This window comes from Marinitoga lauensis (assembly GCF_004135675.1).
GTDB lineage: Bacteria > Thermotogota > Thermotogae > Petrotogales > Petrotogaceae > Marinitoga > Marinitoga lauensis.
Window position 1 is genome coordinate 203,651 of sequence record NZ_QHLX01000006.1, and the last position, 25,752, is coordinate 229,402.

At 27.7% G+C, this 25,752-nt stretch carries 34 protein-coding genes and 4 pseudogenes; 22 read left to right on the top strand and 16 right to left on the bottom strand.

Translation table 11 applies throughout. The annotated features are described in order from the left end of the window. Positions 1-23 precede the first annotated feature (23 nt). Both DJ007_RS11825 and DJ007_RS20490 read right to left on the bottom strand, forming a co-directional pair. Positions 24-614 (bottom strand): sulfurtransferase TusA family protein, encoded by a 591-nt coding sequence (locus DJ007_RS11825; RefSeq protein WP_129409770.1) that lies wholly within the window; start codon positions 612-614, stop codon positions 24-26. Positions 615-713: 99 nt separating this feature from the next. Continuing rightward, positions 714-833 (bottom strand): ArsR family transcriptional regulator, encoded by a 120-nt coding sequence (locus DJ007_RS20490; RefSeq protein WP_129409830.1) that lies wholly within the window; start codon positions 831-833, stop codon positions 714-716. A gap of 281 nt (positions 834-1,114) precedes the next feature. On the opposite strand from DJ007_RS20490, the gene DJ007_RS14880 reads away from it, so the two are divergent. The 15 genes and pseudogenes from DJ007_RS14880 (at position 1,115) to trhA (ending at position 10,647) form a co-directional block, all read left to right on the top strand. After that, positions 1,115-1,270 (top strand): hypothetical protein, encoded by a 156-nt coding sequence (locus DJ007_RS14880; RefSeq protein ID WP_165974155.1) that lies wholly within the window; start codon positions 1,115-1,117, stop codon positions 1,268-1,270. Positions 1,271-1,437: 167 nt separating this feature from the next. After that, positions 1,438-2,070, top strand: coding sequence for a V-type ATPase subunit (locus DJ007_RS11835; RefSeq protein ID WP_206076355.1), 633 nt, complete (start codon positions 1,438-1,440; stop codon positions 2,068-2,070). A gap of 67 nt (positions 2,071-2,137) precedes the next feature. After that, on the top strand, positions 2,138-2,314 hold the full coding sequence (locus tag DJ007_RS14885; protein ID WP_165974157.1) for a V-type ATPase subunit: 177 nt from the start codon (positions 2,138-2,140) through the stop codon (positions 2,312-2,314). Between the two features lie 46 nt (positions 2,315-2,360). Continuing rightward, on the top strand, positions 2,361-2,492 hold the full coding sequence (locus tag DJ007_RS11840) for a V-type ATPase subunit (RefSeq protein WP_129409772.1): 132 nt from the start codon (positions 2,361-2,363) through the stop codon (positions 2,490-2,492). Beyond that, the gene (locus DJ007_RS11845; RefSeq protein WP_129409773.1) at positions 2,485-2,820 is read left to right on the top strand and encodes a hypothetical protein; all 336 of its coding nucleotides are present in this window, start codon (positions 2,485-2,487) and stop codon (positions 2,818-2,820) included. The genes DJ007_RS11840 and DJ007_RS11845 overlap by 8 nt, the downstream gene beginning before the upstream one ends. Then, positions 2,808-4,340 carry a V-type ATP synthase subunit I gene (locus DJ007_RS11850; protein ID WP_129409774.1) on the top strand — a complete coding sequence of 511 codons (1,533 nt, stop codon included), beginning with the start codon at positions 2,808-2,810 and terminating at the stop codon, positions 4,338-4,340. Before DJ007_RS11845 ends, DJ007_RS11850 begins: the two co-directional genes overlap by 13 nt. A gap of 28 nt (positions 4,341-4,368) precedes the next feature. Then, positions 4,369-4,500: a hypothetical protein gene (locus tag DJ007_RS19400; protein WP_276318766.1), complete on the top strand. Its 132-nt coding sequence runs from the start codon at positions 4,369-4,371 to the stop codon at positions 4,498-4,500. A gap of 5 nt (positions 4,501-4,505) precedes the next feature. Further along, entirely contained in the window at positions 4,506-4,808 is a 303-nt protein-coding gene (locus DJ007_RS11855; protein WP_206076356.1) for an ATP synthase subunit C, read from the top strand. A gap of 3 nt (positions 4,809-4,811) precedes the next feature. Continuing rightward, the gene (locus tag DJ007_RS11860) at positions 4,812-5,126 is read left to right on the top strand and encodes a V-type ATP synthase subunit F (RefSeq protein ID WP_129409775.1); all 315 of its coding nucleotides are present in this window, start codon (positions 4,812-4,814) and stop codon (positions 5,124-5,126) included. Continuing rightward, complete coding sequence (locus DJ007_RS11865) at positions 5,119-5,703, top strand: V-type ATP synthase subunit E family protein (protein ID WP_129409776.1); 585 nt, start codon at positions 5,119-5,121, stop codon at positions 5,701-5,703. The genes DJ007_RS11860 and DJ007_RS11865 overlap by 8 nt, the downstream gene beginning before the upstream one ends. After that, positions 5,693-7,439: pseudogene (locus tag DJ007_RS20495) on the top strand (V-type ATP synthase subunit A). Before DJ007_RS11865 ends, DJ007_RS20495 begins: the two are co-directional and overlap by 11 nt. Before the next feature lie 22 nt (positions 7,440-7,461). Then, on the top strand, positions 7,462-8,832 hold the full coding sequence (locus tag DJ007_RS11875; RefSeq protein ID WP_129409777.1) for a V-type ATP synthase subunit B: 1,371 nt from the start codon (positions 7,462-7,464) through the stop codon (positions 8,830-8,832). A gap of 30 nt (positions 8,833-8,862) precedes the next feature. After that, positions 8,863-9,470 (top strand): annotated as a pseudogene (locus DJ007_RS11880) (V-type ATP synthase subunit D). A 133-nt stretch (positions 9,471-9,603) separates the two neighbouring features. Further along, positions 9,604-9,984, top strand: a complete 381-nt coding sequence (locus DJ007_RS11885) for a methylglyoxal synthase (RefSeq protein WP_129409778.1) — start codon at positions 9,604-9,606, stop codon at positions 9,982-9,984. A gap of 12 nt (positions 9,985-9,996) precedes the next feature. Next, positions 9,997-10,647 (top strand): PAQR family membrane homeostasis protein TrhA, encoded by a 651-nt coding sequence (gene trhA / locus DJ007_RS11890; protein WP_129409831.1) that lies wholly within the window; start codon positions 9,997-9,999, stop codon positions 10,645-10,647. 31 nt (positions 10,648-10,678) lie between these two features. Here trhA and DJ007_RS20500 read toward each other — a convergent pair. From DJ007_RS20500 to aroF, 4 genes and pseudogenes are all read right to left on the bottom strand, one after another. Next, positions 10,679-11,795, bottom strand: a pseudogene (locus DJ007_RS20500) (aminotransferase class I/II-fold pyridoxal phosphate-dependent enzyme). 8 nt (positions 11,796-11,803) lie between these two features. Beyond that, positions 11,804-12,592 (bottom strand): prephenate dehydrogenase/arogenate dehydrogenase family protein, encoded by a 789-nt coding sequence (locus tag DJ007_RS11900; RefSeq protein WP_129409779.1) that lies wholly within the window; start codon positions 12,590-12,592, stop codon positions 11,804-11,806. A 64-nt stretch (positions 12,593-12,656) separates the two neighbouring features. After that, positions 12,657-13,895 carry a 3-phosphoshikimate 1-carboxyvinyltransferase gene (aroA, locus tag DJ007_RS11905; RefSeq protein WP_129409780.1) on the bottom strand — a complete coding sequence of 413 codons (1,239 nt, stop codon included), beginning with the start codon at positions 13,893-13,895 and terminating at the stop codon, positions 12,657-12,659. Between the two features lie 19 nt (positions 13,896-13,914). Then, a complete protein-coding gene (gene aroF, locus DJ007_RS11910; protein ID WP_129409781.1) occupies positions 13,915-14,730 on the bottom strand; it encodes a 3-deoxy-7-phosphoheptulonate synthase in 816 nt (271 codons plus the stop codon). A gap of 411 nt (positions 14,731-15,141) precedes the next feature. Between aroF and DJ007_RS11915 the strand changes: the two genes are divergently transcribed. Together DJ007_RS11915 and DJ007_RS18200 are read left to right on the top strand one after the other, a co-directional pair. Then, the gene (locus tag DJ007_RS11915; protein ID WP_129409782.1) at positions 15,142-15,330 is read left to right on the top strand and encodes a hypothetical protein; all 189 of its coding nucleotides are present in this window, start codon (positions 15,142-15,144) and stop codon (positions 15,328-15,330) included. A 325-nt stretch (positions 15,331-15,655) separates the two neighbouring features. After that, positions 15,656-16,015: a phospholipase D-like domain-containing protein gene (locus DJ007_RS18200; RefSeq protein WP_240739594.1), complete on the top strand. Its 360-nt coding sequence runs from the start codon at positions 15,656-15,658 to the stop codon at positions 16,013-16,015. 72 nt (positions 16,016-16,087) lie between these two features. On the opposite strand, the gene DJ007_RS19405 is transcribed toward DJ007_RS18200, so the two are convergent. After that, positions 16,088-16,213: a hypothetical protein gene (locus DJ007_RS19405; protein WP_276318767.1), complete on the bottom strand. Its 126-nt coding sequence runs from the start codon at positions 16,211-16,213 to the stop codon at positions 16,088-16,090. Between the two features lie 362 nt (positions 16,214-16,575). On the opposite strand from DJ007_RS19405, the gene DJ007_RS11925 reads away from it, so the two are divergent. Both DJ007_RS11925 and DJ007_RS11930 read left to right on the top strand, forming a co-directional pair. Next, on the top strand, positions 16,576-17,100 hold the full coding sequence (locus DJ007_RS11925) for a type 1 periplasmic-binding domain-containing protein (protein ID WP_129409784.1): 525 nt from the start codon (positions 16,576-16,578) through the stop codon (positions 17,098-17,100). Next, the gene (locus DJ007_RS11930) at positions 17,100-18,914 is read left to right on the top strand and encodes a GGDEF domain-containing protein (RefSeq protein ID WP_129409785.1); all 1,815 of its coding nucleotides are present in this window, start codon (positions 17,100-17,102) and stop codon (positions 18,912-18,914) included. The genes DJ007_RS11925 and DJ007_RS11930 overlap by 1 nt, the downstream gene beginning before the upstream one ends. A 78-nt stretch (positions 18,915-18,992) precedes the next feature. Here DJ007_RS11930 and DJ007_RS11935 read toward each other — a convergent pair whose 3' ends face one another. The 8 genes from DJ007_RS11935 to DJ007_RS16330 form a co-directional block, all read right to left on the bottom strand. Continuing rightward, positions 18,993-19,964 carry an Rpn family recombination-promoting nuclease/putative transposase gene (locus DJ007_RS11935; RefSeq protein ID WP_129409786.1) on the bottom strand — a complete coding sequence of 324 codons (972 nt, stop codon included), beginning with the start codon at positions 19,962-19,964 and terminating at the stop codon, positions 18,993-18,995. A 67-nt stretch (positions 19,965-20,031) separates the two neighbouring features. Further along, positions 20,032-20,667, bottom strand: a complete 636-nt coding sequence (locus tag DJ007_RS11940; protein ID WP_129409787.1) for an SPASM domain-containing protein — start codon at positions 20,665-20,667, stop codon at positions 20,032-20,034. A 32-nt stretch (positions 20,668-20,699) separates the two neighbouring features. Then, entirely contained in the window at positions 20,700-20,858 is a 159-nt protein-coding gene (locus DJ007_RS14890; RefSeq protein WP_165974159.1) for a hypothetical protein, read from the bottom strand. Beyond that, the gene (locus tag DJ007_RS11945; protein ID WP_129409788.1) at positions 20,855-21,100 is read right to left on the bottom strand and encodes a hypothetical protein; all 246 of its coding nucleotides are present in this window, start codon (positions 21,098-21,100) and stop codon (positions 20,855-20,857) included. The genes DJ007_RS14890 and DJ007_RS11945 overlap by 4 nt, the downstream gene beginning before the upstream one ends. Positions 21,101-21,186: 86 nt before the next feature. Continuing rightward, positions 21,187-22,350, bottom strand: coding sequence for a molybdopterin molybdotransferase MoeA (locus tag DJ007_RS11950; RefSeq protein ID WP_206076361.1), 1,164 nt, complete (start codon positions 22,348-22,350; stop codon positions 21,187-21,189). Continuing rightward, positions 22,347-23,018, bottom strand: a complete 672-nt coding sequence (locus DJ007_RS16320) for a substrate-binding domain-containing protein (RefSeq protein ID WP_206076362.1) — start codon at positions 23,016-23,018, stop codon at positions 22,347-22,349. The genes DJ007_RS11950 and DJ007_RS16320 overlap by 4 nt, the downstream gene beginning before the upstream one ends. Before the next feature lie 86 nt (positions 23,019-23,104). After that, positions 23,105-23,413, bottom strand: a complete 309-nt coding sequence (locus DJ007_RS16325; RefSeq protein ID WP_368359843.1) for a hypothetical protein — start codon at positions 23,411-23,413, stop codon at positions 23,105-23,107. Beyond that, complete coding sequence (locus tag DJ007_RS16330) at positions 23,407-24,261, bottom strand: molybdopterin-binding protein (protein WP_206076364.1); 855 nt, start codon at positions 24,259-24,261, stop codon at positions 23,407-23,409. Before DJ007_RS16330 ends, DJ007_RS16325 begins: the two co-directional genes overlap by 7 nt. Before the next feature lie 183 nt (positions 24,262-24,444). Here DJ007_RS16330 and DJ007_RS11960 point away from each other — a divergent pair. The 3 genes and pseudogenes from DJ007_RS11960 to DJ007_RS11970 all read left to right on the top strand — a co-directional run bounded on the left by DJ007_RS11960 (position 24,445) and on the right by DJ007_RS11970 (position 25,548). Then, a pseudogene (locus DJ007_RS11960) lies at positions 24,445-24,887 on the top strand (MOSC domain-containing protein). Further along, on the top strand, positions 24,884-25,351 hold the full coding sequence (locus tag DJ007_RS11965) for an MOSC domain-containing protein (RefSeq protein WP_438268391.1): 468 nt from the start codon (positions 24,884-24,886) through the stop codon (positions 25,349-25,351). The pseudogene DJ007_RS11960 and the gene DJ007_RS11965 overlap by 4 nt, the downstream one beginning before the upstream one ends. Beyond that, the gene (locus DJ007_RS11970; RefSeq protein WP_129409789.1) at positions 25,351-25,548 is read left to right on the top strand and encodes a hypothetical protein; all 198 of its coding nucleotides are present in this window, start codon (positions 25,351-25,353) and stop codon (positions 25,546-25,548) included. Before DJ007_RS11965 ends, DJ007_RS11970 begins: the two co-directional genes overlap by 1 nt. 64 nt (positions 25,549-25,612) lie before the next feature. Here DJ007_RS11970 and DJ007_RS19410 read toward each other — a convergent pair whose 3' ends face one another. Then, complete coding sequence (locus DJ007_RS19410) at positions 25,613-25,747, bottom strand: hypothetical protein (RefSeq protein ID WP_276318768.1); 135 nt, start codon at positions 25,745-25,747, stop codon at positions 25,613-25,615. Between the last annotated feature and the right edge of the window lie 5 nt (positions 25,748-25,752).

Consider the following 25,752-nt stretch of genomic DNA (forward strand, 5'->3'; position numbering starts at 1 on the left):
ATAATAAAAAACTCAGGAAGATTTCAACCTTTCCTGAGTTTTTTTGCTCTTTTGATATATAATTTAGTTTCTCCTGGAATTTCATTAATCTTTCCTAATAATGTATGTCCTTCTTTAGCAATTGAAATAGGAATTCTTTCAGCTGAAAGTGGGTAATCCACTATTACTAAAAGAATTTGCCCTTTTTTCATATTTTTCAATACTTTTCTTGCTTTTATATCAGGAACTGGACATATTTCTCCTCTCATATCTAAAATCATATCAGGTTCAATATCTAAAGAATTTTGATCTAATAAGCATTTCTCCATTTCTGTACAATCTATAATCTTATTTCCTTTTATTTCAGAAATAAAATCAATAGCATTCTCTATTATATGAAATATTTTAGTCGAAGAAAAATCAAAAAATTCTATTCCATTCCTTCTTTCAGATTTCAAAATACCCAGTTTTTTCATATGAAGTAAATGTCTATATATTGTAGATATATCATAATTTAATTTTCTAGCAATTTCTGAAGCAGTTAGATAATTATCAAAAATAGCCATTAGAATTTCCAATCTTGTTTGGTTTGAAAGCACTTTAAAAAGATCCTGTAATGATATGTTTTTTTTCATTATTTCACCTTACTTTACAGCTTTTCTGCTTCTTTTATTAACTCCATTACTTTTCTGGATGAAATCGAAAGTATTTTTGAGGTCCCTGTCTTTCTTCTTTCACAATTCCAACTTTTTTAGCATGTTAAGATGTCGGGATAAGGTACTTACATCTAAAGGAAAATCTTTTTGTAACTCGCATAAACAAACACCTTTATTTTTTGCAATAGTTTTTACTATTTCAACTCTCCACTTACATCCAGAGCTTTAAATACTTTATAAGCTTCCATAATCAGTCCTCCAAAAACTATTTTTTATATTATATCATTTTTTTATAACATAAGATAAAAATTGTTATGATATATCGTTATTTGCTTAAATATGCATATTTTAATATATTATGATTTTTCACTATAATTATCCTTAATCGTTTCTTAATACTTTTATTCTATGAATATACATAATTTTTTCTTGGAATTTTAAAAATTAAAGGAGTATAATCTTACACAGGAGGTGGTAAAATGAACTTATCCCCTAATGAGATATTGAACAAAATAGTAAATGCTGAAGTAGAAACAAACAAAAAATTAAAAAAAGCCGATGATGATTTTAAAAAAGAGCTGAAGGAAAAAATATCGGCTTTAGAAAAGAAAAAAATGAGGATATTAAGCGTATAGATGAAGAATGCAATAATATTATACAAAATGCAAAAAATACCGCTAAAAAAATTATGGAAGACTCCGAAAAAGATATAATTTCTTTAAAAGAAAAGTTTGATGCTTTTGATGAAAAAATAGACGCCATTGCTTCTTCCGTCATTGAAAAAATAATTTCATAATTGGGGATGATTAAATTGAAATTTCCAGCATTAATGGCAAAAATAAAAGTTTTAAATTCTAGAATTCTAAATGATAATGATTTTCAAAATTTAATAAATATCAATTCTGTTATTGAAATTGCTGATTATTTAAAAAATAACACTCATTATGATAAATCATTTAAAAATGAGGATATTGAAAAACTTCATAGAAGAGATGTTGAAATATTATTAAGAAAGTCAATGTTAGAAGATCTATATAATATATTCTTCTTCCTTCCGATAGAAGGACAAAAATTTTTTAAATTAATGGAAAAACGATTTGAAATTGAAAATATAAAGTTTATCTTAAGATCACTTCATTCGAATCATTCTGAATATATTACAAAAGAAAAACTCTTTCCTTTAAACCACAAAACTGTCAATGAAGATACCCTTGTATCAATAACCTCCTTTGAAGATGTCCTCAATGTATTCAAAAATACTATTTATGAACCTATTATAAATTCAGTTTATCAGAATTATGTAAAAACCAGGAAAATTCAATATTTACTAAATGCTTTTGATTTCTGGTATTTCACTAAAATGAAGTCTGTTTTAAGTATAATGCCATCCTTTGGGAAAAATTTAAAAAATTATTTTATATTCAAATGGATTTAGCAAATATACAATGGATTTATAGAGCAAAGGTTCTATTTAAACTTTCAACAGAAGAAGTATTGAATTTTTGATACCTATTTCTTTTAATTTATCTCAAGATGAATTAAAAAGCATGGCAACAGCTGAAAACACTGAAGATTTTATAAATAAAATTTCTATTTGTTCATATGGTCAATATTTTCGAAATATTGATAAAGAAATATTCCCTTATGTAATAGAAAGAACCTGTGAAAAATCATCTTAAAAAATGCAAAAACTTTATTAAGTAGAACCAAAATGGCTTTGATGTAATGAGCGGTTATTTATATGTAAGGGAATATGAATATAAAGATTTGATTACTCTAATCGAAGGAAAGAGATATGAAATACCCAATGAAAAAATCAAAAGTTTTTTAATCCTGGTAGGTGATAACGATGCATGAAAAATTAAAACCTTTCACTATAATTTCAAATAAGTATGAATTAGAAGAAATATCAAAAAAAATATTGGACTCGCAGGAAGTAGAAATAATACCACTTGAAAAAATTATAAAACAGGAATTATTGAAAGAATTAAAGGTTCAAAAAGAAAATGCATACAAAGAAATATATGATAAATTTATGAAAATATTTGATTATGCAGAAAAAATTCCTGAACCAAAAACAAAAAAAATAAAATTTCCTTTAATAATCGATAAAGATGAAATTTTAAGTTTTTCTAATAACTTAAATGAAAAAATGGAAAAGATTTTTTTAAGATGGAAGAATTAAAAGAAAAAAGAAAAAATCTGGAAACTGAAATAGAATTATTTGAAAAACTCCGAACTATTGATATAAAAGTTGAAAGATTCAGAAAAATGAGAAAATTAAAATACAAAGTTGGAAAAATAAGTACTATGTATTATGAACGATTTATTCAAAGTTTAAATGATAAAAATGCACTATCTATAAATTTTGCAAAAGATGATGATTTTGACTGGATAATAATTATTTATGACACCACTATTGATATTGAGAAAGTGTTATCAATTGCTAATTTTATGGAGTATTATATTCCAGAAAATTATTCTGGAATACCAAAGGAAATATTATGGGAATTACAGGATAAATATCGTTCTTTAGAATATGAAATTGAAATGTTAAATATGTCATTAAAAAAATTATTTTTCGAAAATAGACGTCACATATATCAATATTTTGACTATATATTCGTTTTAAAAAACATCTACGATTTAACTCATTCCATCAAATTTACCGAAAATTTCTTTTTGATTTCTGGTTGGACTACAGAGAAAACCTATTATGAGTTACTTAATTATTCAAAATCAAATGATTATATTCTATTTCTCGATTATTCTTTTAATGAAAAAGCTCCAACATTATTAAAAAACAAAGGATTTTTTAAACACTTTGAGTTTATCGTAAAAATGTTTGGAACTCCTTCAAGCGATGAAATAGATCCTACACCTATTATATCGATTCTATTTCTATTATTTTATGGAATGATGTTTGGAGATGTTGGGCATGGTTTTATATTAACCTTATTTGGTTTCTGGATTTATAAAAAGAAAAAATCGGATTTGTTTTATGTTATCGGAACAGCTGGAATTTTTTCAATGATTTTTGGTGTACTATACGGTAGTGTTTTTGGATTTGAAGATATTATTAAGCCATTGTGGAAACGGCCTATGGATAACATAAATTATTTTTTAATGTTATCAATTTATTTTGGAATCACGATACTTACCCTTGCAATGATATTAAATATAATAAATAAGATAAAAAATAGAAAAAACAGGGAGTTAATTTTTGATCCAAACGGATTTGCAGGAATATCTTTATATTGGATTTTATTGGGTTCTATTTTCTATATGATGAAAAACGGTTTTTTTCCTAAAATTAGCTACATTTTCATAATTGGATTAATAATTATTATTTATTTAAAAAGCATTATTTTTGAAGAAGGTAAATTAGGCGAAAAATTAGTTCAGGGATTTTTTGAATTATTCGAGGTTTTATTGGGATATCTTAGCAATACTTTGTCCTTTATCAGGTTAGGGGCTTTTGCTTTAAACCATGCTGGATTATTTCTTGCATTTTATATGATGTCACAAATGACTCATAATTCTATTTTATCTTTTATTATTTTACTATTTGGAAATATCTTAATAGTTGTATTAGAAGGATTAGTTGTGTTTATACAAACATTAAGGCTTGAATATTATGAATTTTTCACAAGATTTTTCAATGGTAATGGAAGAGAGTTCAAACCTATAAAATATAAATTTTAATACTAAAACTTTTATGGAGGTGTTAGTTATGGCATACGTTGTTTCTCTTTTTATTCTTGTATTCTTAACAGTTATGTTTGGTTTTTATTTTGCAAAAAATCCGGAAAAATCAAGAAAATTTGCAAAAAAGTTTTTGCTGGTAATATCGCAATTTTTGTAGCTATTATGGTGTTCGCATTAATCAGTTTAAATCCTTCAACCGCTTATGCTGCTACTGATAATCAAACAGCAACAACCACAGTAGACACAACTAATAACACAGGTTTGGGACTAATTGGTGCTGCTTTAGCAACAGGTTTGGCTGCAGTGGGTGCAGGTGTTGGTGTTGGTATGGTTGGTGCTGCTTCTGTTGGAGCTATCAGTGAAAAACCTGAATTATTGGGAAAGACTTTAATCTACGTTGGATTGGCAGAAGGTATTGCAATTTATGGTTTGATTGTTACTATAATGATTCTTGGGAGGATATAATATATGAAATTCTTTCTCATCAGCGACAATATCGATACCGCTACAGGACTCAGGTTAAGTGGTGTTAGTGGTGTTGTCGTTCATGAAAGGAATGAAATCCTTGAAGCCTTTAATAATGCTTTAAATAATAAAGAATACGGAGTTATTCTTATAACCGAATTAGCTGCTGAAAAAATATCAGAAGAATTAAAAACACATAAACTTTCTGGAAAACTTCCTCTAATTTTTGTTATACCAGATAGACATGGCTGGCGTGGAGAAAAGGACTTTATTACCAGATATGTAGAGGAAGCTATTGGGGTGAGAGTAAATGAATGAAATTGAAAATAAACTCGAAAAAATGTTGAAATTGTTAGAAGAAGATTTTAAAGTAGAATATGATTCTTTAAAAAGAAAATATGAAGAGGAATATAATAAAGTCGTAGAAAGTTATGAAGAAGAAATAAAAAAAATCAGTAATAAAAAGATAAAAGAAGCTAATGAAAAGGCTAATCATATTGTAAAATTAGCTAAATCAAAATCAGAACTTCAACTTAAACAGGAAAAATTGAAATTAAAAAATGATTTATTAATGAAAATATTGGCTAATTTAGAAGAAAAACTAATTGACCTCGAACCAAAAAAGAAAAAATATTTCTATGAGAAGCTATATAATGATGCTGTTAAAATCATAGATGAAGACTTTATAGTATTATGTAATTCCAAAGATGTCGATATTGTAAAATCATTTATAACAGATCATCAAATAAAAGCAGATGATACTATTAAAGGTGGAATTATATTAAAAGGGAAAAACTTAATAATAAGAAATACCATAGAATCTTATATACAGGAAAATAAGAATAAAATATTTGGCTTTGTTTTAGAAGAGGTAGGTGATATTAATGCAGATTAAAGAAATTAATGGTCCTGTTGTTAAGGTTAAAGATGCCAAAGGATTATTTATGAACGAAATGGTTAAAGTAGGAAATTTCAAATTAACAGGTGAGGTTATTGGTATAAACGAAGATATCGCCACAGTTCAGGTTTACGAAGAAACTTCCATGTTAAAACCAGGCGAACCTGTTGAAGGAACTGGAAAAATGCTCTCTGTAGCGTTAGGCCCTGGATTACTTGGTAGTATTTATGATGGAATTCAAAGACCTTTAAATGAATTAATAAAAAAATCCGGTTCATTTATCGGAAGAGGAATAGATGCTTTTGGACTTAATCAATCAAAATTATGGGAAGTTAAATTTATCAAAAAAGCCGGAGATTTTATATCTGGTGGAGATGTAATAGCTGAAGTTCAAGAAACTCAAAGTTTAACTCACAAAATCATGGTTCCTCCAGATATTAGTGGAAAAATCATAGAAATCAAAGAAAATGGAAATTATAAAGTTACTGAGGTATTGGCAAAAATAGAAACAGAAAATGGCATAAAAGAAATAAAAATGTATCAGGAATGGCCGGTTAAGATTTCAAGACCTGTAAAAAAGAGATTAGAACCAAAGATTCCTTTGATAACCGGGCAAAGGGTTATTGATTTATTTTTCCCTATAAGTAAAGGGGAACAGCTGCTATACCTGGAGGTTTTGGAACAGGAAAAACAATAACTCAACACCAATTAGCAAAATGGTCTGATGCTGATATAATAGTCTATATTGGTTGTGGAGAGCGCGGAAATGAAATGACAGAAGTTTTGGAAGAATTTCCAAACTTAAAGGATCCAAAAACTGGTGCACCGTTAATGGATAGAACAGTATTAATTGCAAATACGTCAAACATGCCTGTTTCTGCAAGAGAGGCTTCTATATACACCGGGATTACAATAGCTGAATATTTTAGAGATATGGGATACAATGTTGCAATAATGGCTGATTCAACATCACGTTGGGCAGAAGCTCTAAGGGAATTGTCAGGACGTCTTGAAGAAATGCCTGCAGAAGAAGGTTATCCTTCCTATCTTGCATCAAGGATTGGACAATTTTATGAAAGGGCAGGACTTACAGAAAATTTAAACGGAACAAAAGGTTCTGTTACTATAATAGGTGCTGTTTCACCTCCTGGTGGAGATTTTTCAGAACCCGTTACACAAAATACTAAAAGATTTGTAAAATGTTTCTGGGTCTGGATAAAAATCTTGCCTATTCAAGACATTATCCATCAATTAACTGGCTTACCAGTTATAGTGAATATACTGAAGATTTAAAAGAATGGTTCTCTGAAAATGTAACTAATGATTGGAATTATTATAGAGATGAGGCAATGAAATTATTAACAGAAGATGATAGATTACAACAAATAATAAAAATAGTCGGTGAAGATGTTTTACCTGATGATCAAAAATTAGTCGTCTTAATATCAAAGATAATAAAAATTGGTGTTTTACAACAAAGTGCTTTTAGCGAAGTTGATTCATATTGTCCTTTAGAAAAACAGTATAATCTAATTAAAATAATTATGGATACATATACCAGAGCTAAAAAATACGTTGAAAAATCAATAGCTTTAAGTCAAATATTACCTTCTGAAATGGTATCAAAATTATTAACTATGAAAGAAGAAATAAAGGAAATCGCTGAATTTAAAAATATAGAAAATATGTTAAATGAACATTTTGAAAAGTTAGAAGGAATTTACAGTAAATAATAATCTCACCGGAGGTGAGCTCATGGCAATAAGGGAATATAGTGGTGTATCTCAAATTCGTGGTCCTCTTATGGTAATAGAAAATATTAAAGACATCAAATATGATGAAGTTGTTGAAATAGAGTCTGGAAATATTAAAAGAACTGGTAAAGTTATTATGGTCAGTGAAGATGCTGCTGTTATACAGGTTTTCGAGGGAACACAGGGTTTATCTTTAACACAACCAAAAATTAAATTTTTAGGAAAACCATTAGAAATTAATTTATCACCTGATATTTTAGGAAGAACATTTGATGGTTTGGGAAGACCAATTGATGGCATGGGAGAAATTATAGCAGAAAAGAGCATTGATATTAACGGCTCTGCTATTAACCCTGCTGCCAGAGAATATCCGAGAAATTTTATACAAACTGGAATCTCAGCAATAGATAGTATGTTAACATTAATTAGAGGACAAAAATTACCTATTTTTTCTGGTAATGGTTTACCTCATAATAAATTAGCAGTTCAAATTGCTAAACAGGCAAAATTAAAGTCAAATGAAGAATTTGCTGTTGTTTTTGGAGCTATTGGTCTTAAAAAAGATGATGCTAATTTTATAATTAAAAATTTTGAAGAAAGTGGCGCAATTAAAAATATGGTTGTATTTTTAAACCTAGCAAGTGACCCTGTTGTAGAAAGGATTGCAACACCAAGAATGGCTTTAACTGTTGCAGAATATCTGGCTTTTGAATTAGGAAAACATGTACTTGTTATACTAAATGATATGACTAATTACTGTGAGGCATTAAGGGAATTGTCAAATTACAGAGGTGAAATTCCTGGAAGAAAAGGTTTCCCTGGATATTTATATTCTGACCTTGCATCTATTTATGAAAGAGCGGGAATGATACGAGGAAAAGAAGGTTCTGTTACTCAAATACCAATTTTAACAATGCCAAATGATGATATTACACATCCTATTCCTGACTTAACTGGTTTTATAACAGAAGGTCAAATTGTTCTATCTCGTGATTTACATAGAAAAAACATATATCCACCAATTAACGTTTTACCTTCGCTTTCCAGATTAATGAAAGATGGTATAGGTAAAGGTTACACAAGAGATGATCATCCAGATGTTTCATCTCAATTGTTCGCATCATATTCAAGAGTATTTGAAATAAGATCATTAGCTGCTATTATTGGTGAAGATGATTTATCCGAAACAGATAGATTATACTTAAGTTTTGGTAAAGAATTTGAAGAAATTTTTATTAATCAGGGTTTTGATGAGGAAAGACCTCTTGAAGAAACGCTTAATTTGGCCTGGAAAATACTTTCAATACTTCCAAAAACAGAATTAACAAGAATCAAAAAAGAATATATTGAAAAGTATTATAATGAAAGGTAACCTTTCTACCAACAGATTGAAGGTGAAATTATGATTTTTAACCAAACTATTCCAACAAAAGGAAATTTAATTAACTTAAAACAACAGTTTAAACTCGCAAAACAGGGACATGATTTATTAGAGAAAAAAAGAAATATTATTATGAAAGAATTGGTCGATTTAATAGATCAAGCCAAAGAAATACAGGAAAGAATTTTAACTATATTTGAAAAAGCTTATGAATCCTTACAATTGGCAAATCTGGATTTAGGTATAGAAAATGTTGAAGAATATGCAAATGGTGTTCCTGAATATGATAATCTAAAAATTAGATTTAGAAGTATTATGGGAGTTGAAGTTCCAGAAATATATCGTGAAAAACAACAGATAGATATACCTTATGAAATATATAGAACAGATGCCGCACTTGACCAGGCTTATATTTCTTTTAAAACCGTTTTAGAATTGATAACTGAAGCTTCAATGATAGAAAACAAGGTTTATAAACTTGCATTTGAAGTAAAAAAGACAAAAAAAGAGTTTCTGCTCTTGAAAACATTGTTATTCCTCAATTAAAAGAATCAATAAAATTTATTCAGGATACATTAGAGGAATTCGAAAGAGAAGAATTTTTCAAATTGAAAAAATTAAAAAAATAACCTCTTGACAAAAACTGTTTTTTGTGGTATAATTAGAAACGGAATTTTATTTTACGGCCTGAAAATTCAGGCCGTTTTTATTTTGTTTTAATATGATATAATATTTATGAATAAAAGATATTGGAGGGATAAAATGATTAATGTTGCTTTAATTGCACATGACAAGAAAAAATTGGACTTAGTAATGTTTGTAAAAGAATGGAAACATGTTTTTGAAAAATGTAATTTATACGCTACAAGTTCCACAGGAACTTTAATTGAAGAAAAGGTTGGGTTAAAAATAACAAAATTTGCTTCAGGACCCTACGGAGGCGATTTGCAAATTGGGGCATTAATAGCTTCTGGTAATATGGATTTCGTAATATTTTTAAGAGATCCATTAACAGCACAACCTCATGAACCTGATGTTTCAGCTCTAATGAGGGTTTGTGATGTTCATAATATACCATTGGCTACAAATTTAGCCACTGCAGAAGGTTTAGTTTTAGAGATTGAAAAAAAATTACATCGATAGAAGGTGAATATTATAAAAGATTTAGAAAATCATGAAAAATATACATTAGGTGAGGAAATTGCAAATTCAATTACACATGGTGTTGGTGCTTTACTGAGTCTTATAGGCCTTATAGTATTAATAGTATTTTCTGCTTTGAAAGGAAATAGCTTGCAAACATTGAGTGTAACCATTTATGGAATTAGTTTATTTTTATTATATTTAGCTTCAACTCTTTATCACAGTATTCAAAACAAAAAAGCAAAACAAATATTAGAAATTATCGACCATTCTTCAATATATTTGCTAATCGCCGGAACATATACACCATTTACTTTAGTAACTCTAAATGGAAAGACTGGATGGACCATATTTATTACAGTTTGGATTCTTGCATTCATCGGAATTGCTTTAAAACCATTTTTTGTAAAAAAATTTATGATATTATCTACATTACTTTATATAGCCATGGGATGGATGATAATTTTTGCAATTAAACCATTAATAGCAAGCCTACCATTAGGCGGTATTATATGGCTTGTTACTGGTGGGCTTCTATATACAATAGGCGCGGTATTTTATATATGGAGAAAACTCCCTTACGGGCACATGATATGGCATTTATTTGTTTTAGGCGGTAGTGTCTCACATTTTATTGCCGTATTTTTCTATGTCCTTAACTAATTTAGCCACAGCAAATGCTGTGGCTATTTATTTAGATAAACTCTTCTATTCTTTTAAAACCCTCGTTTAAAATTTCTATTGGCTTTGAAAAGGATAATCTCACAAAACCTTTTTTATTAAAAGCACTTCCAGGTATTAAAGCTACATATTTTTCTTCAAGAAGCTTTTTACAAAATAATTCATCATTATATAATGGAGATTTGAAAAATAGATAAAACGCACCTTCTGGATATACAAATTCAAGCCCTATTTCTTTAGATTTTTCAACTACAAAATTCCTTCTTTTTCTATATTCTTCTATCATATATGTATTATCCACTTCATCTATTACAGTAGCTGCCTTTTGAGTCACATAATTTACTGAAGTTATTGAATGAGATTGCACTTTTAAAATTCTATTATATATTAAACTATTTTTTAAGGCAACATAGCCAATCTCCAACCAGTCATAGCATAACTCTTTGAAAAGGAATTAATATATATTAATAAATTTTCATCTACAAAATTGGCAAAAGAATAATATTCTTTATCATATACCAGCGAATCATATACTTCATCAGTTATAACAAAAATATCATTTTTATTAGCAATATCAGCAATCCCTTAATAATTTCTTTAGGATAAACCACTCCTGTAGGATTATTCGGAGAATTAACTATAATAATTTTCGTTTTTGATGTAATTAATTTTTCTAACTTTTCAATATCTGGTAAAAAAGCATTTTCAAAGTTTGTTTCTAATATTACTGGTTTTGCACCACTTAATAATATTGCAGGTATATAACTAACCCAAAATGGCGAAAATAATATAACTTCATCTTCTTCATTTAATATAGAAATCAATGCATTAAACAATGCTTGTTTAGCACCATTTGTTATTATTATTTCTTCAGAAGAAAACATAATATTTTTTCTATTTAGAAATAACGAAATGGTATTCTTTAATTCCTGAATTCCATCACTATTTGTATATTTTATTGCATTTTCATCTAATACTTCTTTTGCCTTTTCAATAATTATTTGAGGAGTTGAGAAGTCTGGTTCTCCTGCAGTTAAATTTATTATATTTTTCCCTTCTTTTTTTAACTTTTTAGCTAAAGAATTAATTTCTATTGTTTTTGAAAATGGTATTTTATCAATTATATCCATAATTCCTCCTATAATACATTTTTTCTTAATTTATCTAAGAAATATCCTAATTCTTCTTTATCTTTCGTTTTTATAATATGTTTTAAATACTCTAAATTAGAAGTTATACGACCAATTTCATTTACTGTTAAAGAATTAAACAAAATTTCAGAAACTAATTCTGTATCTTCCATTAATACTCCTTTTGCTATTGATAAATGTTTTGCAAATGTCGTTCCAGGAACCACGGTTTTATCAACACAACCTGCAAAAACCAATGAAGATATAAAAGGGACACTCAAAGAATAAGCCATCATCCTATCATGTTCGTCAAAATCAAGAAAATAATATTTTAAGTTATATGGTAAAAAGAATGATTTAAAAAATTCTAAGTACTCAGATTCAGAACCTGATATAAAAACTATATTTTCTCCTTTCAAATTTCCCATATTAGCAAATGTTGGACCAAACATTGGATGAAATGATATATATTTTAAATCATTTGTTTGGTAAAAACTTTTTACCTCTCCTTTTATAGAAGCTATATCTCCAAATACAATATTTTTATTAACTTTTATATTTTCCAATACATTCTCAAATGCTTTAATTGTATTTGATAACGAAACACAATTTAAAACAAGATCCGGATTAAATTCATTTATTTTATTAAAGTCATCTGTTAAATAATAATTGCTTATATTATTCTTATTAACTTTAATATCATAAACCATAATATTAATATTTGGAGTTTTCGATAATTCTTTTGCTAACCAACTTCCCATTCTTCCATGTCCTAAAATAAGAATATTTTTCGTCATATTATCACTCCAATCTACTCAATTATTTTTTTCAATGTTTCAAAAAAATTTGGAAAAGATTTCTTTACACATGATGGATTTTTATTATTACACCCTCCTCACTTACAAGCCCTGCAACTGCAAGAGTCATAGCTATTCTATGATCATTCTCAGGATCAACTATACCACCTTTTATTTTTCCACTTTTTATATACAATGTTCCGTTGTTTTTTGGTTCATACCAGATTTTTATTCCTATATTTGTAAATGCTTCTATTAAACTTTTTATTCTATTACTTTCTTTATACTTCAACCTATTTACATTATTTATTTCACTTATTCCATCACATTGTGTTGCCAATGTTGTCAGAGTTGGAACAATATCAGGAGAATTATTTGCATCAAATTTAAATGGTTTATAAGTATTATTTATTTTAGAAACGTATAATATATCATTTTTGTATTCCACACTTGCTCCAACTTCTTTTAATATATCTACTATTACAGAATCTGCCTGAAAAGATTCGAAATTTAGTCCTTTCACTCCTATATTTCCTGCAATTGCACCCGCAACAAGAATATATGTTGCACCCGACCAGTCATTTTCAACGGTATATTCAGAAAATGAATAATTTTGACCACCTATAACTTCAAATTTAGTTAAATCATCTGAAAATTTAATCCTTATATTACACTCTTTCATCACATCAAGTGTTGCCATAACATAAGGAACGCTGGTTTTATTAATAACTCTCAAAATACTTTTACCTTCAATAATTGGCAATGACATTAACAAACCAGAAAAAAACTGTGTGGTTAATGAAAGATCGATTATTTCATTATTATGAGATAATCTTCCTTTTACCAGTGCAGGTAATTTATTATCTTTCAAAGAAATGTTTAAGCCAAAATCCTCTAAAAAATAAACTGCGTTAAAAGGTCTTTTTAATAGAGAGCCTTTGCCTGTAACAGTAAAATACTTATCATTACCAATCAATCCAAGTATTGGGATTAACATTCTTGCACATAAACCTGATTCTCCACAATTAAAAGAAGATTTATTTATTTCATTCTTTAAACCACAGGTCCCTTTTACTGTTAAATCCATACTGGTATCAGATTTTCTTTCAATTTTTATTTTTGCTCCTAATTTTTTTATAACCTCAATGGTAGCTAATGAGTCTTCGCAATTTGAAACATTATATAATTTAGCCTCTTTGCAATTAAGCAATGCTGCAAATAATGCTCTTATTGAGTAACTTTTAGATGATGGAATAGTACATACATCATTTACAACTGATTTAGATATTTTTATATAATCCATACATACAACTCCTTTAACTTTAATCTTCTATAGCTTTTCTTATTGCAAAAACTTTTTTTACAACTTCTTTAAATTGTTCAGGAGTTAATGCTTGTTCTTTATCAGATAAAGCCTCTTCAGGATTAATATGAACCTCAACAATTAATCCATCAGAACTTACTGCAGCAGCTGCCTGTGCAAGAGGAGGTACTAATGAGCTTTTACCCGCTGCATGTGATGGATCAACAATAACCGGAAGATGAGTGAGTTCTTTCAGAGACGGAACTGCAGATATATCTAATGTGTTTCTGGTATAATTTTCAAATGTTCTAATTCCTCTTTCACATAGCACAACATTTTCATTACCTTCTGCTAAAATATATTCTGCACTATGCAAAAAATCCATTAATGTTGAATTCATTCCTCGTTTTAATAATACAGGTTTATTGGTCTTTCCTACTTCACGAAGCAAAGAAAAATTCTGCATATTTCTTGCACCTATTTGCAACATATCTACAAATTCAGCTACCCAATGAACATCTCTGGGATCCAGCACTTCTGTTACAACAGGTAATTCTGTTATTTCAGAGGCTTTTCTTAATATTTTTAATCCTTTTAAGCCAAGTCCCTGAAATGAATATGGCGATGTTCGGGGTTTAAAAACACCACCTCTTAACATATGAGCTCCCGCCTCTTTTACAGCGATTGCAGTCTTAACTGTTTGTTCTTCTGACTCCACAGAGCAAGGTCCTGCAATAAATACAAAATCTTTTCCAAATACAACATTTGAAGACACAGTAATTAAAGTCTTTTCTCTATAATTCTTTGAAACAAGTCGCAAATCATTAATTGCCATATTTTTTCCTCCTCGAAAAAATAAATTTAAAAAAGGCCGTAAGTGCGTTAATTTAGCACTTACGGCCTTGAATTTTAAGTGGTTAAACATCAAAAACCACAGGAGACCATAAGCGCCCTCCTGTATAATAATAATATAATTTATTTTTCATTGTATTAAATTTGTTCTTTTTCATCCTGATCACCTCTTTGTTTTTTGTATTATATCAAAAACAACTATTAATGTCAAGAAAAAATAATAATTCTATAATTCATTGTTAAAATATATATTCTCTATTATATAATCTTCAATATTCCTTTTTTCATTATACAATATTTTTTCATCAGTTTTTCCTTTAATTTGTTATAATAGTTATAATATATATTTATATATTTTTTTGGAGGAGATTATGAAAAAATATTTATTTTTATTATGATAAATGTTTCTATGCTTTCTTTCTCTTATAAAATCTTCATTACACCTTCTTATGAAATATACAATTTTATTAAAGAAAAAACATTATCTTCAGATGATATAAAGTTTGTTTCATTAAGCATTGATGATACTTTTTTAAAGTTATTGGATAACAATAAAACTACCGGTTTGTTGAATATGAGATGATGAATTTTGAAAGTAAAAATATACTTCCTGATAAAAATATAGATGGCTACTTACATGAAAAATTTATTATTTTGATGATAAGGAAGTTTTATTTGGCACAGGAAATTTCACAAAGGGAAGCATTTTTGAAGATCTAAATATTTTTATTTATACTGAAGATAGAGAAGTTGTTAATTTATTTTTAAAAGAATTCAGTAATTTCGAAAATGGGAATTTTGGTAAAAATAAAAGAATAATAGATAAAAAGATAAAATCAAAAGATATCGGTAAAATACATTTTGTTACTGGACCTTCTAAAAATATCTATAAAAAAATAGATGAATTTATAAATTCTACGAAAAAATATCTTTATGTATTTTCTTTTTCCTTTACCGATGGAAGAATATTATATGATTTAGAAAAATTATCTTCTAAAAATATAGAAATAAAAGTTATTGCAGATTCCTGGAATGAAAAATATTTTTCTAATATAAGATTCCTAAAAGGTATCGAGTTTAAAATAATAAACAATTACAGAAACATGCATTTAAAGCTATTGATAAATGAAAAAGGAATATTATTGGGAAGCTATAATTTAACTTATAGAGCAAGAGAAAAAAATGATGAATATTTGATAGCTATATATAATGAGAATATAAGAAATCTTTTTGTAAAGATAGCAAAAAACTTTTTTATTATAAAATAAATAATAAAATTTAATTTTTATAGTATAATACGATGTTATTATCTTTTATATGGGGAATTCTATGAAAAAAATTTATTTCTTTTCTTTAATAATAGTAATTCTAGCACTTTCAATATTTTTATATATAAAAAGTAAAACTTTAAATATTGGAATAATAGCTAATTTTTCCGGCGATGAAACCTTTACTATGAAAGACATAATTAGTACAGTTAATCTTTTTTAGAGAAAAATAAACATTCAAATATAAAAATTTATTATGAAGATGCAAAAGGTATTGCTGAAAATTCGTTAAAAGCATATAATAATTTAAAAAACAAAGGAATAAAAATAATAATATTTGCTACAGATTCCACTTCTTTTGAGCAAATCTATCCATTATTAAAAAAAGATAAAATTTTAGGAATAGGGCATCTATTACTTCGGATTCATATACTTCTTCAGATGATTATTTCATCAGAACAAGCCTTACAAATAAAAATGAGCAAAAACAAATTGCAGAATATTTAAATTCTAAAACCTCAAATATTTTTGTTGTAAAAGGTTTCGAAAATCCAGTATATGTGAATAATTCTTTTGAGAATTTTAGCAAGTTTTATTCTGGAACTATAAATCTTATTCCTTTAAATGATATTACACAATCTATTGAAAAAATAAAATTCTATTATAACAATGAAGATTATGCCTATATTATGGTAAATTCTCTGAATAAAACAGCGATAATAATAAACTTATTAAAAAAAATTAATCCATATATACATATCATTATTTTCCCATGGATAAATGATGAATATTTGATAAATCTTGTCGACAATAAAAAAAACATAATTTTACCAGGTTATTTTTCTAAAAATTCTGAATTTGAAAAAACATTTTTGACTAAATATGATAAAAGGCCAAATATTTATGCATATACTATATATCAAGCACTGGAAATTTTAGATTATTCCTATAAAAAAGTCGAAAACATCCCAGAGAAAATGATAACTTATATTTTAAATAATGAGTTCAATTCAAAATTCGGAACCATTAGATTTGATAAAAACGGAGAAATAAATAGAAAACTCACATTTAGGGTGATAGAATAATGAAAAAAACATTATTAATATTATTAATTCTTGTTGTTTCTACATTTTATTTCGGTATAACTTTAAAAGTAGGCGTTTATGAAAATCCTCCTTTATCTTACGCAGAAGGAGGAAAAATAAAAGGTATATTACCTGATATTTTTAATTATATCACCAAAAAAGAAAACATAAATGTTAAATATATTTATTTACCTTTTTCTGAAACTTTAGATTCGTTAGAAAATGACTTAGTTGATATTGTTTTAGGTGCTGGATACACAGAAGAAAGAAATAAAATATTTTATTATAATAAAATTCCATTCTATATAAATTACGGAAAAATTTATACGCAAAAAAATGAAAAAATAAATGCTTTTTTTGATTTAAAAAATAAAAAAATCGGTGTATTGAAAAAAGATATTTTTTATATTGGGGATAAAGGTATTAAAAAAATAAATGATGAATTCGATCTTAATATAAAATTCAAAGAATATGATACTTATGAAGAGATTTTTGAAGCCTTATCAAAAAAAGAAATCGAAGCAGGTGTTGTAAATAGATTTGCAGGAAAATTATTATATAAAAAATATAACGTTTCAGAAACGCCTATTTCTTTTTATTTAATAAATGTATATCTTACATATCACAATCCTGAACTTAAAGATTTAATATCCAAAATTGATCGTGAGCTAAAAAATTTAAAGGATACTCCTGATTCAATATATTATCAAGTAATTAATAAATATACACATCGCTCAGAAATACCTACATGGGTTACTTTACTATTAATTGTCTCTATAATAGCTTTTATCTTATTACTTTTCATTATATGGCTAATGGAAAAATTGATAAAAAAGAGAACTTTTGAATTAAGAAATCAGGTTGAATTGTCAAAAAAACAAAAGGAAGAAATTGAAAGATTATTTAATTCGCTAAACGAATATACTAAAGAATTAAATGTTACAAAAGAAAAATTGGCAAATTCTGAAAAATTATTAAAGTCTATAATCGAAAATAGTATGGATGGAATTTTATATGTGGATAAAGAGTTAAATGTAATATTTGCAAATTCTATTTTCAAATATTGGACTAAAAGGGATTTTGGTAGAGATTTAAAAGAAGGGGATAACTTAAAAGATATATTTAAGGGCGAAGATAGATTTTTTGATGAGTTTAATCTTGCTCTAAAAAATGAGAAAAACTTTATTATAGAAAAACCTATAAAAAGATTGGATGGCTCAATATATTGGGTAAGTAACAATTATTATCCTATTTATAATGATAAATCTGAAATTATTGGTGCTGCTTTAATTAGCAGAGACATAACAGAATTAAAAGAAAATGAAGAAAAACTCAGACATTTTGCTTATTATGATTCTTTAACAAAGATTTTTAATAGAAGAGCTGGTTTTTACTTTATGGAAGAATTGATCCTGCTTTCTAAAAGAGAAAAGACTCCTGTTACTATTGGATTTATCGATGTTGATAATTTAAAAACTATAAATGACAAATATGGTCATGCTGCAGGAGATAAAGCTCTTCAAATTATAGCAAATGTTATAAAAAAGCATATAAGAAAATCTGATATTGTAGCGAGATATGGTGGTGATGAATTTTTTGTTTTTCTTTATAATTGTAAATTAGAAGATGCAAAACGCATTGAGAAAAATATAATTGATGAGCTCACTAAAATCAGCAAAAAAGAAAATATTAATTATAGTGTAAGCTTTGGATTTGTTGAATATAACCACGAAGAAACACTTGATTCTATTATTTCAAAAGCTGATGAAGTTATGTATGAAAACAAGAAAAAGAAGAGAATATCATTTAAATGAAATCGATATACATGCATAAAATAAAAATCATTCAATTATTAACCCCTTCATTAGAGAAGGGGTTAATAATTTCATAATTTAGTTTGAGGAAATGTTTTTTAAAATATCGATAGTTTCTTCTAACGTAATATCAAATATATTATTTGTTATTTCTTCTATTTTTTCAGGCGCTAGATAATCAAGATTATTAATATATTTTGCAACATCTTTACCAAATTTTTTTAATAAAAGGTTTCTGGCAGTAAATCTCATTCCTTCTATTTTACCTTCATCATATGTTTCTTTTAATTTCTCACTAACCGCTTTTACTGCTCTTTCAAACATGTTATTCACCTCCTCTATTTCTTCTATTTCCAGGTCAAGATATTCTATTTTATTTTTTTGCGATAGTACTTTTAAAAAGGCTTTTGCATATTCTCCAAATTTTGTTTTTTCATGTTCTGATAAATTATTTAATGCTTTTGATATTTCATTAAACGCTTCACTGATTTCATTTTTGTTCGTTCTATCTATACTCAGTAATAATCCCAATGCATTTTTTAACCCTATTAGTTGTTTTCTATCTATTTGTGATAAGTCAACTACTTCATATTTAAATCTCGGTATATACTGATCAAATAATTGCCAGTTTTCTACTTTTTCCATATACCATACTTCTGCTGTCCATCTCCTGCTACCGTTGTATAATACCACTGGTATTATTGGAGGTAATTTAAATCTTTTGGTCTTTGATTCTTTTTTATCATTTATATAATTCCTCCATATTCTAACCATGTATTCCAGTATTCTAAATTGCATTAAATAATCCACTGTTGATTGATGCTCTAATAATAGATATACATATACTTCATTACCATCATAATTTATTTTATATAATAGATCAGACTCCTTATCTCCATATTTTAAATCGGTAAATTTAGTTTTTTCTATAGTTATTTTATCCGACGTTATATTATACTTATTTAAAATGGGTAGAAACATATTAATGAATTCAACTATCATTTCTTTATCCTGAAATAATTCTTTAAACAATTGGTCGTATATTCCCATTTCTTTCACCTTCTGAATTTGTTATCAATATTATTATAACATAAAATTTAATCTTATGGACACATTATTATATTTCTCCACCACAAGCAGTCTGCACAGGAAGGTTCATTCCCCAACAATCCTGAGCAGTGGTTTCCACAAACTGACAGCCATCTTTTAAATCACAATCAGTACAGGATGGAAATAATGCATTCTTTACCTTATATCTAAACCACGTATAATTCTTTGAACTCCATATTTTAGATAACGATTTATTTAAAACATTTCCAAATGAATATGCTTTTATCTCTTTTTTCTGACCATATACATATTCAACCCCATCATGCAAAAACCTATAGCATGGAACAACTTCACCATCCCATCTAATAACTGTAGCGTTTTTCTCAATAAAATTACAATGTCTTTCTGTTTTTAATTTAAAATTTGGAATAACTGCACTAACCTTTGCAGTTACCGCATTTGAAATTAACTTCCTTAATTCAAGATCTTTTTCTTTACTATCTTCAGTGTATAATTCAAGTCCTAAGAAATGCTCGGACACAGGTAATAAATTAGAAATTACAACCTTTCTAATTCCATATGAAAGAAGTGATTTAACAATATTACCAAAATCTTTATAGTTTTTTTCAGTTAATACTGTTTCTATCGATAATGCTGGTTTTCCTGTGTTTCTTTGATCCTTGTATTTTGCTATCTTTTCCAATAATTTTTCAACATATTTGAAACTTGGATGTCCTACATCCCCGTTTCAACAGAGACAACTAATTCATCAACCTTCAAATCAATTAATTGCATAATCAAAAGATCTGTAAGCATATAGCCATTAGAAGTAATGGTGAGCATATATCCTTCATTTTTTACCCTTCTAATCATATCAAGAAAATGAGGATTCATTGTGCATTCTCCAATACCCCAAAAATCACATGTTCCATTTCAGGAAAATTCCTTAAATCCTCAATAATCTTATCAAACGTTTTTTTTGTCATAAATCCTTCTGGATCCGTAAAAGTATTTTTAAAGCACATTGGACAATCAAGATTACATCTCGAAGATAATTCAATATAAATCTTTTTCATGTCTAATTTTGGTTTTAATATTAAATTCCCAGCATCCATATGAAAAATATATTCTTTCATTTTATCCACCAACCCTAAATATTATTTAAATGAATAAAATTCACATAATTCGTCTTTATATAATCCCTCCTTACCAAGCGGAATTCTTACGACACCATCCGCCATTCTAAATGGAGAAGCAATTCCAGATTCCCCAAAATAGGATGTGCTAAAAATTCATTATTCTTTCTTTCCAACTTTACAAATATAAATCTTTCCCTTCCCTGTGCTGTTGGAACATTTGTAGTAATTCTTACATACTTATCTATTTCAGGAACAAATTCGCTAAATCCAGATACCTTTTTTATTACTGGAAATAAAAATAAATAAGAACTTACAATAAAAGATGTTGGATTACCAGGCAACCCCAAAATTATCTTTTCATCAGTTTTCCCAAATATTACAGGCTTACCTGGTTTTACCTGTACCCCGTTATATAAAACCTCACCAAAATGTTCTATTGTTGATAGTGAATAATCGCGTGCTCCTAAAGAACTCCCTCCTGAAATTACCACAATATCTCCATTCTCCAATCCCCATTTAACTCCTTCTTTAAATTCTTCTGGATCATCCTTTATCAATTTATATCTTTCTACTTCAATACCCTGTAATTTTAACCATGACATTAATGCGTATGAATTTCCATCTCTAATTTGAGTTTTTCTTCTATTTTCAGATGGTTCTACCACTTCATCACCTGTTGGAACAATACATATCTTTGGTTTTTTATAAACCTTTATTTTTGTTATTCCCAAACTCATTAAATTATGAATATGGCCTATGTTTATCGTTTCTCCTTTCTTTAATACTATGCTATTTTTACTTACATCCTCATCCATTTTTAAAACATTTTCACCTGGTGCAACAGATTTATATATCTCAACTCTTTTTCCAAATTCTTTTGTATTTTCAATCATTACACATGCATTAGCTCCTTTTGGAAGCATGCCACCTGTAGGAATTTTTACACATTCTCCTGGTTTTATCTCTCCTGTATATTCTTCTCCCATAAACACTTCACCAATTACCTTCAAAAATGCAGGATTTCCATCGCTTGCACCAAAAGTATCTTCCGCTATTACTGCATATCCATCAATTGTCGATTTATCAAACCCTGGTAAATTTTCAGGTGAATATACTTCTTCTGCAGATGCATATCCTATTGAATTTTCTGTATTTAATTCTATAATTTTCGTTCTTATATTTAATTTATCAATAAAGTTTTCATAAATTTCCACTCTTGGAACAAATACCTGAAATCTTTTTTTCATCTTACTACCTCCCATATTTTTCCTGTATCCTTTAAAGAATAACCACCTAATTCTTCTGCTTTTTTCTTAAATTCCTTTGATGTAATTATATTCATTATCATTTCAAATCTTTTGTCATTTAGAAAGCTTTCGTGAATTAATAAATCATATCTTTCATGTGCTACAGGAATAAAATCCAAATCGTATATATTAGCCGCTGCTTTTATACCAAGTCCAACATCAGCCATATCTTTTTTAATCTTTAAAGCCAGGTTTACATGAGAATATTCCTCATCTGAATATCCATGTATATCCTTTGGAGATAATCCATATTTATCTAAATAATAATCTAATAATATTCTCGTACCAGCAGTTTTTTGCCTGTTTATATACCTAATCACATCTTTTGTTAAATCCTTAAAGTCCTTTATATTCTTAGGATTACCTTTTTGAACGATGAACCCCTGTTCTCGATAGGATAAATTCATTAATCTAAATTCATCCATGTATTCTTTTATATAAGGAATATTATATTCGCCTGTTTCTGGATCCAATAGATGCATACCTGCCATATGACTATATCCTTTAGCAATTGAAAGAATACCACCTAAACTACCAACATTTGCCGATATCAAATTAATATCCTTATCATACTTTTTTATTAAATCTGCCAGTATATCTATTAACAAATCATGACTACCAATAACCAGTATATTATTATCTATAATATCTTTAGCCCTTTTTAAATATATATTTATTTCTTCGCCATCCTCTATTACTTCAACCCTTTATCTATATATACAATTCCATTTTGTTTCGATACCGCGGAGATATTTGCTGCACCTCTTTTCAAAGGCACTGCTATATAATTTTCACCAACCTTACCCACGCCAACTCTTAAATATTCTTTTTCTGTAATTGACGAATGTAATCTTTTAGCAGAAATCCCAACTACTTTTTCATTGTCATAATATATTTCTTCTTTTGATTTATTTAATATTAATGGTTTTACAATATCTTCCAGAATAATATTACATGAAACAGGAAATCCAGGTAATCCGATTATCGGTTTTTCATTTACCACTCCCAAAATAGCTGGTTTCCCGGTTTTATATTTATTCCATGAACTACAACTTCACCTATTTCATTTATCACATGATAAGTAAAATCTTTAGACCCTGCAGATGATCCGGCATTTAATAATATTAAATCGTAATTATCAATGTTTTGAGTAATAGTATTTTTTATTATTTCAAAATCATCAGGCAATATATCATTCACATCAACTGTTGCATTAAACTTCTCAAGATAATTTTTTATCATCAAAGAATTGGTTTCTGGAATTTGAAATTCTTCATTTTTTTCTTCAGGTTTGACAATTTCATTTCCTGTTGGAATAAGTAATATTTTTAATTTCTTTATTACCGGCACTTCAAAAACCTTTGCCATCATTAAGAATGATAAATCTGATGGTGTTAAAGTATGATATCTGGTAAATAGCATTTCACCTAAACAGATATCTTCTCCAACCTTTCTCACATCTTTATATGGAAATATACTGCTCCTTATTTGAACATGTTCATCATCTAATATTTCAATATTTTCTATCATGATTACGCTATCATATGGATGTTCCATGGGATAACCTGTATTTATATATTTAAAATCCTCATCTTTTTTCAATATCTTTGGATTTGATTCATTAGCTCCATATGTTTTTTTACTTATTACCTGAATTCCATCCATTGCGCTACTATTGTATGAAGGAACATTCTCATTTGCAAATATAGGTTTTGCTGTAACTCTGTTAATAGCTTCTCGTGTTTTTATGATTTCAATATCATTTTTTTTAAAATAACTCTGCAATTTATTAAAATAAAGTTCTATAGCTTCTTCTAAATCCTTTTTGTTTAAATAATATCTCCTTTTCAATTTTACCCCCCTGTTAGTTTAGCTAACTTTAATTATACAACAAAATAACAAAAAAATGAAGATTATTTTTATTTTAATACCCGAGAAATAATATTACGCTATTTTGTAAAAAAAATGAAAAGTGATATAATCTTTTCTGATAAGTGGGAGTTTTTTTATCTATTTTAAAAAAGGGGGAGCTTTATAACAGGTTATATTATTTCTTTAAATATCTCTGAAAAACGTGGCACAAGGAAAGAACCTGTAGAAATCGTAACAGTAAAAGAAAATTGGGGATTGCGGGAGATGCTCATGCTGGTAATTGGCACAGACAGGTGTCGTTACTTTCAACAAAAAGCATTGAAAAAGTTGATAAAGAAAAACTAAAAGATCTTACTTATGGCGATTTTGCAGCAAATATTATAGTTAAAGATCTAATCATACATACTCTTCCTATAGGTACGAAGATAAAAATAAATAATGTGTTGTTAGAAATAACTCAAATAGGTAAAGAATGCGAAGAAGATAATCTTGTTAGAAGATTGACAGGAAAGTGTATCACCCCTGAAGAAGGTATATTTGCTAAAGTTTTAAAAGGCGGAAAGATTAAAACAGGAGATAAAATAGAATTTTTGATGGAGGGATAACCTTGATAGAAAGCTTTGTCGTATCTATTAATATTTCAAGAAAAAAAGGTGTTGTAAAAGAACCGATTGAAAGAGCCGAAATAAAAGAAAATTGGGGAATTGTAGGAGATGCTCATGCTGGTAATTGGCATAGGCAAATTTCTATGCTCTCTGAAGAAAGTATTGATAAAATGCGAAAATACGGATATGAATTAAAATATGGCGATTTTGCAGAAAATATTACCATAAAAAACGGAGAAATATATAAATTACCAATTGGAACAAAAGTAAAAATAGGAAATACTCTATTAGAAATAACTCAAATAGGCAAAGAATGTCATACTTCATGCGCAATTTCACAAACTATAGGAAAATGCGTTATGCCACTTGAGGGTATCTTTTTGAAAGTGTTAAAAGGAGGAGAAATCAAGGTTGGTGATAAAGTTATATTTTATATCAACGATCTAACGAAGGAGGCTATTTGATGAAAAAATTTTTAATTTCCTTATTTGTCATTCTAACCGTATTTTCTTTTTCTGAAAAATTGATTATTTTTCATGCAGGTTCTTTAACCAATGTTTTAAAAGCTATCTCTGTTGAGTTTGAAAAAGAAAATCCTGATGTACATGTTCAATTAATGGGTCAGGTAGTCTCGTTGTTGCAAGAAAGATTACCGAATTAAATCAATTAGCTGACATTGCATTTGTTGCTGATTATACCATTATACCCAAATTTTTATATGATAATTATGCAGATTTTAATGTTGTTTTTTCCAATAATAGTATGGTCTTAACATATACAGATAATTCAAAATATGGCGAAAAGATAAATAAAGATAATTGGTATAAAGTTATTTTTAATAAAGGGTAATCTTTGGACATTCTAA

Bases quoted from the DNA above. Each gene is read 5' to 3' on its own strand.
- DJ007_RS11825 (WP_129409770.1), bottom strand. From the start codon at position 614: ATGAAAAAAAACATATCATTACAGGATCTTTTTAAAGTGCTTTCAAAC.
- DJ007_RS14880 (WP_165974155.1), top strand. From the start codon at position 1,115: ATGAACTTATCCCCTAATGAGATATTGAACAAAATAGTAAATGCTGAA.
- DJ007_RS11835 (WP_206076355.1), top strand. From the start codon at position 1,438: ATGATTAAATTGAAATTTCCAGCATTAATGGCAAAAATAAAAGTTTTA.
- DJ007_RS11840 (WP_129409772.1), top strand. From the start codon at position 2,361: ATGAGCGGTTATTTATATGTAAGGGAATATGAATATAAAGATTTGATT.
- DJ007_RS11845 (WP_129409773.1), top strand. From the start codon at position 2,485: ATGCATGAAAAATTAAAACCTTTCACTATAATTTCAAATAAGTATGAA.
- DJ007_RS11850 (WP_129409774.1), top strand. From the start codon at position 2,808: ATGGAAGAATTAAAAGAAAAAAGAAAAAATCTGGAAACTGAAATAGAA.
- DJ007_RS19400 (WP_276318766.1), top strand. From the start codon at position 4,369: ATGGCATACGTTGTTTCTCTTTTTATTCTTGTATTCTTAACAGTTATG.
- DJ007_RS11855 (WP_206076356.1), top strand. From the start codon at position 4,506: ATGGTGTTCGCATTAATCAGTTTAAATCCTTCAACCGCTTATGCTGCT.
- DJ007_RS11860 (WP_129409775.1), top strand. From the start codon at position 4,812: ATGAAATTCTTTCTCATCAGCGACAATATCGATACCGCTACAGGACTC.
- DJ007_RS11865 (WP_129409776.1), top strand. From the start codon at position 5,119: ATGAATGAAATTGAAAATAAACTCGAAAAAATGTTGAAATTGTTAGAA.
- DJ007_RS11875 (WP_129409777.1), top strand. From the start codon at position 7,462: ATGGCAATAAGGGAATATAGTGGTGTATCTCAAATTCGTGGTCCTCTT.
- DJ007_RS11885 (WP_129409778.1), top strand. From the start codon at position 9,604: ATGATTAATGTTGCTTTAATTGCACATGACAAGAAAAAATTGGACTTA.
- DJ007_RS11900 (WP_129409779.1), bottom strand. From the start codon at position 12,592: ATGACGAAAAATATTCTTATTTTAGGACATGGAAGAATGGGAAGTTGG.
- aroA (WP_129409780.1), bottom strand. From the start codon at position 13,895: ATGGATTATATAAAAATATCTAAATCAGTTGTAAATGATGTATGTACT.
- aroF (WP_129409781.1), bottom strand. From the start codon at position 14,730: ATGGCAATTAATGATTTGCGACTTGTTTCAAAGAATTATAGAGAAAAG.
- DJ007_RS11915 (WP_129409782.1), top strand. From the start codon at position 15,142: ATGATAAATGTTTCTATGCTTTCTTTCTCTTATAAAATCTTCATTACA.
- DJ007_RS19405 (WP_276318767.1), bottom strand. From the start codon at position 16,213: ATGTCTTTCATAGTAAAGGTTTCATCGCCGGAAAAATTAGCTATTATT.
- DJ007_RS11930 (WP_129409785.1), top strand. From the start codon at position 17,100: ATGAAAAAAACATTATTAATATTATTAATTCTTGTTGTTTCTACATTT.
- DJ007_RS11935 (WP_129409786.1), bottom strand. From the start codon at position 19,964: ATGGGAATATACGACCAATTGTTTAAAGAATTATTTCAGGATAAAGAA.
- DJ007_RS14890 (WP_165974159.1), bottom strand. From the start codon at position 20,858: ATGAATCCTCATTTTCTTGATATGATTAGAAGGGTAAAAAATGAAGGA.
- DJ007_RS11945 (WP_129409788.1), bottom strand. From the start codon at position 21,100: ATGAAAGAATATATTTTTCATATGGATGCTGGGAATTTAATATTAAAA.
- DJ007_RS11950 (WP_206076361.1), bottom strand. From the start codon at position 22,350: ATGAAAAAAAGATTTCAGGTATTTGTTCCAAGAGTGGAAATTTATGAA.
- DJ007_RS11970 (WP_129409789.1), top strand. From the start codon at position 25,351: ATGAAAAAATTTTTAATTTCCTTATTTGTCATTCTAACCGTATTTTCT.
- DJ007_RS19410 (WP_276318768.1), bottom strand. From the start codon at position 25,747: ATGTCCAAAGATTACCCTTTATTAAAAATAACTTTATACCAATTATCT.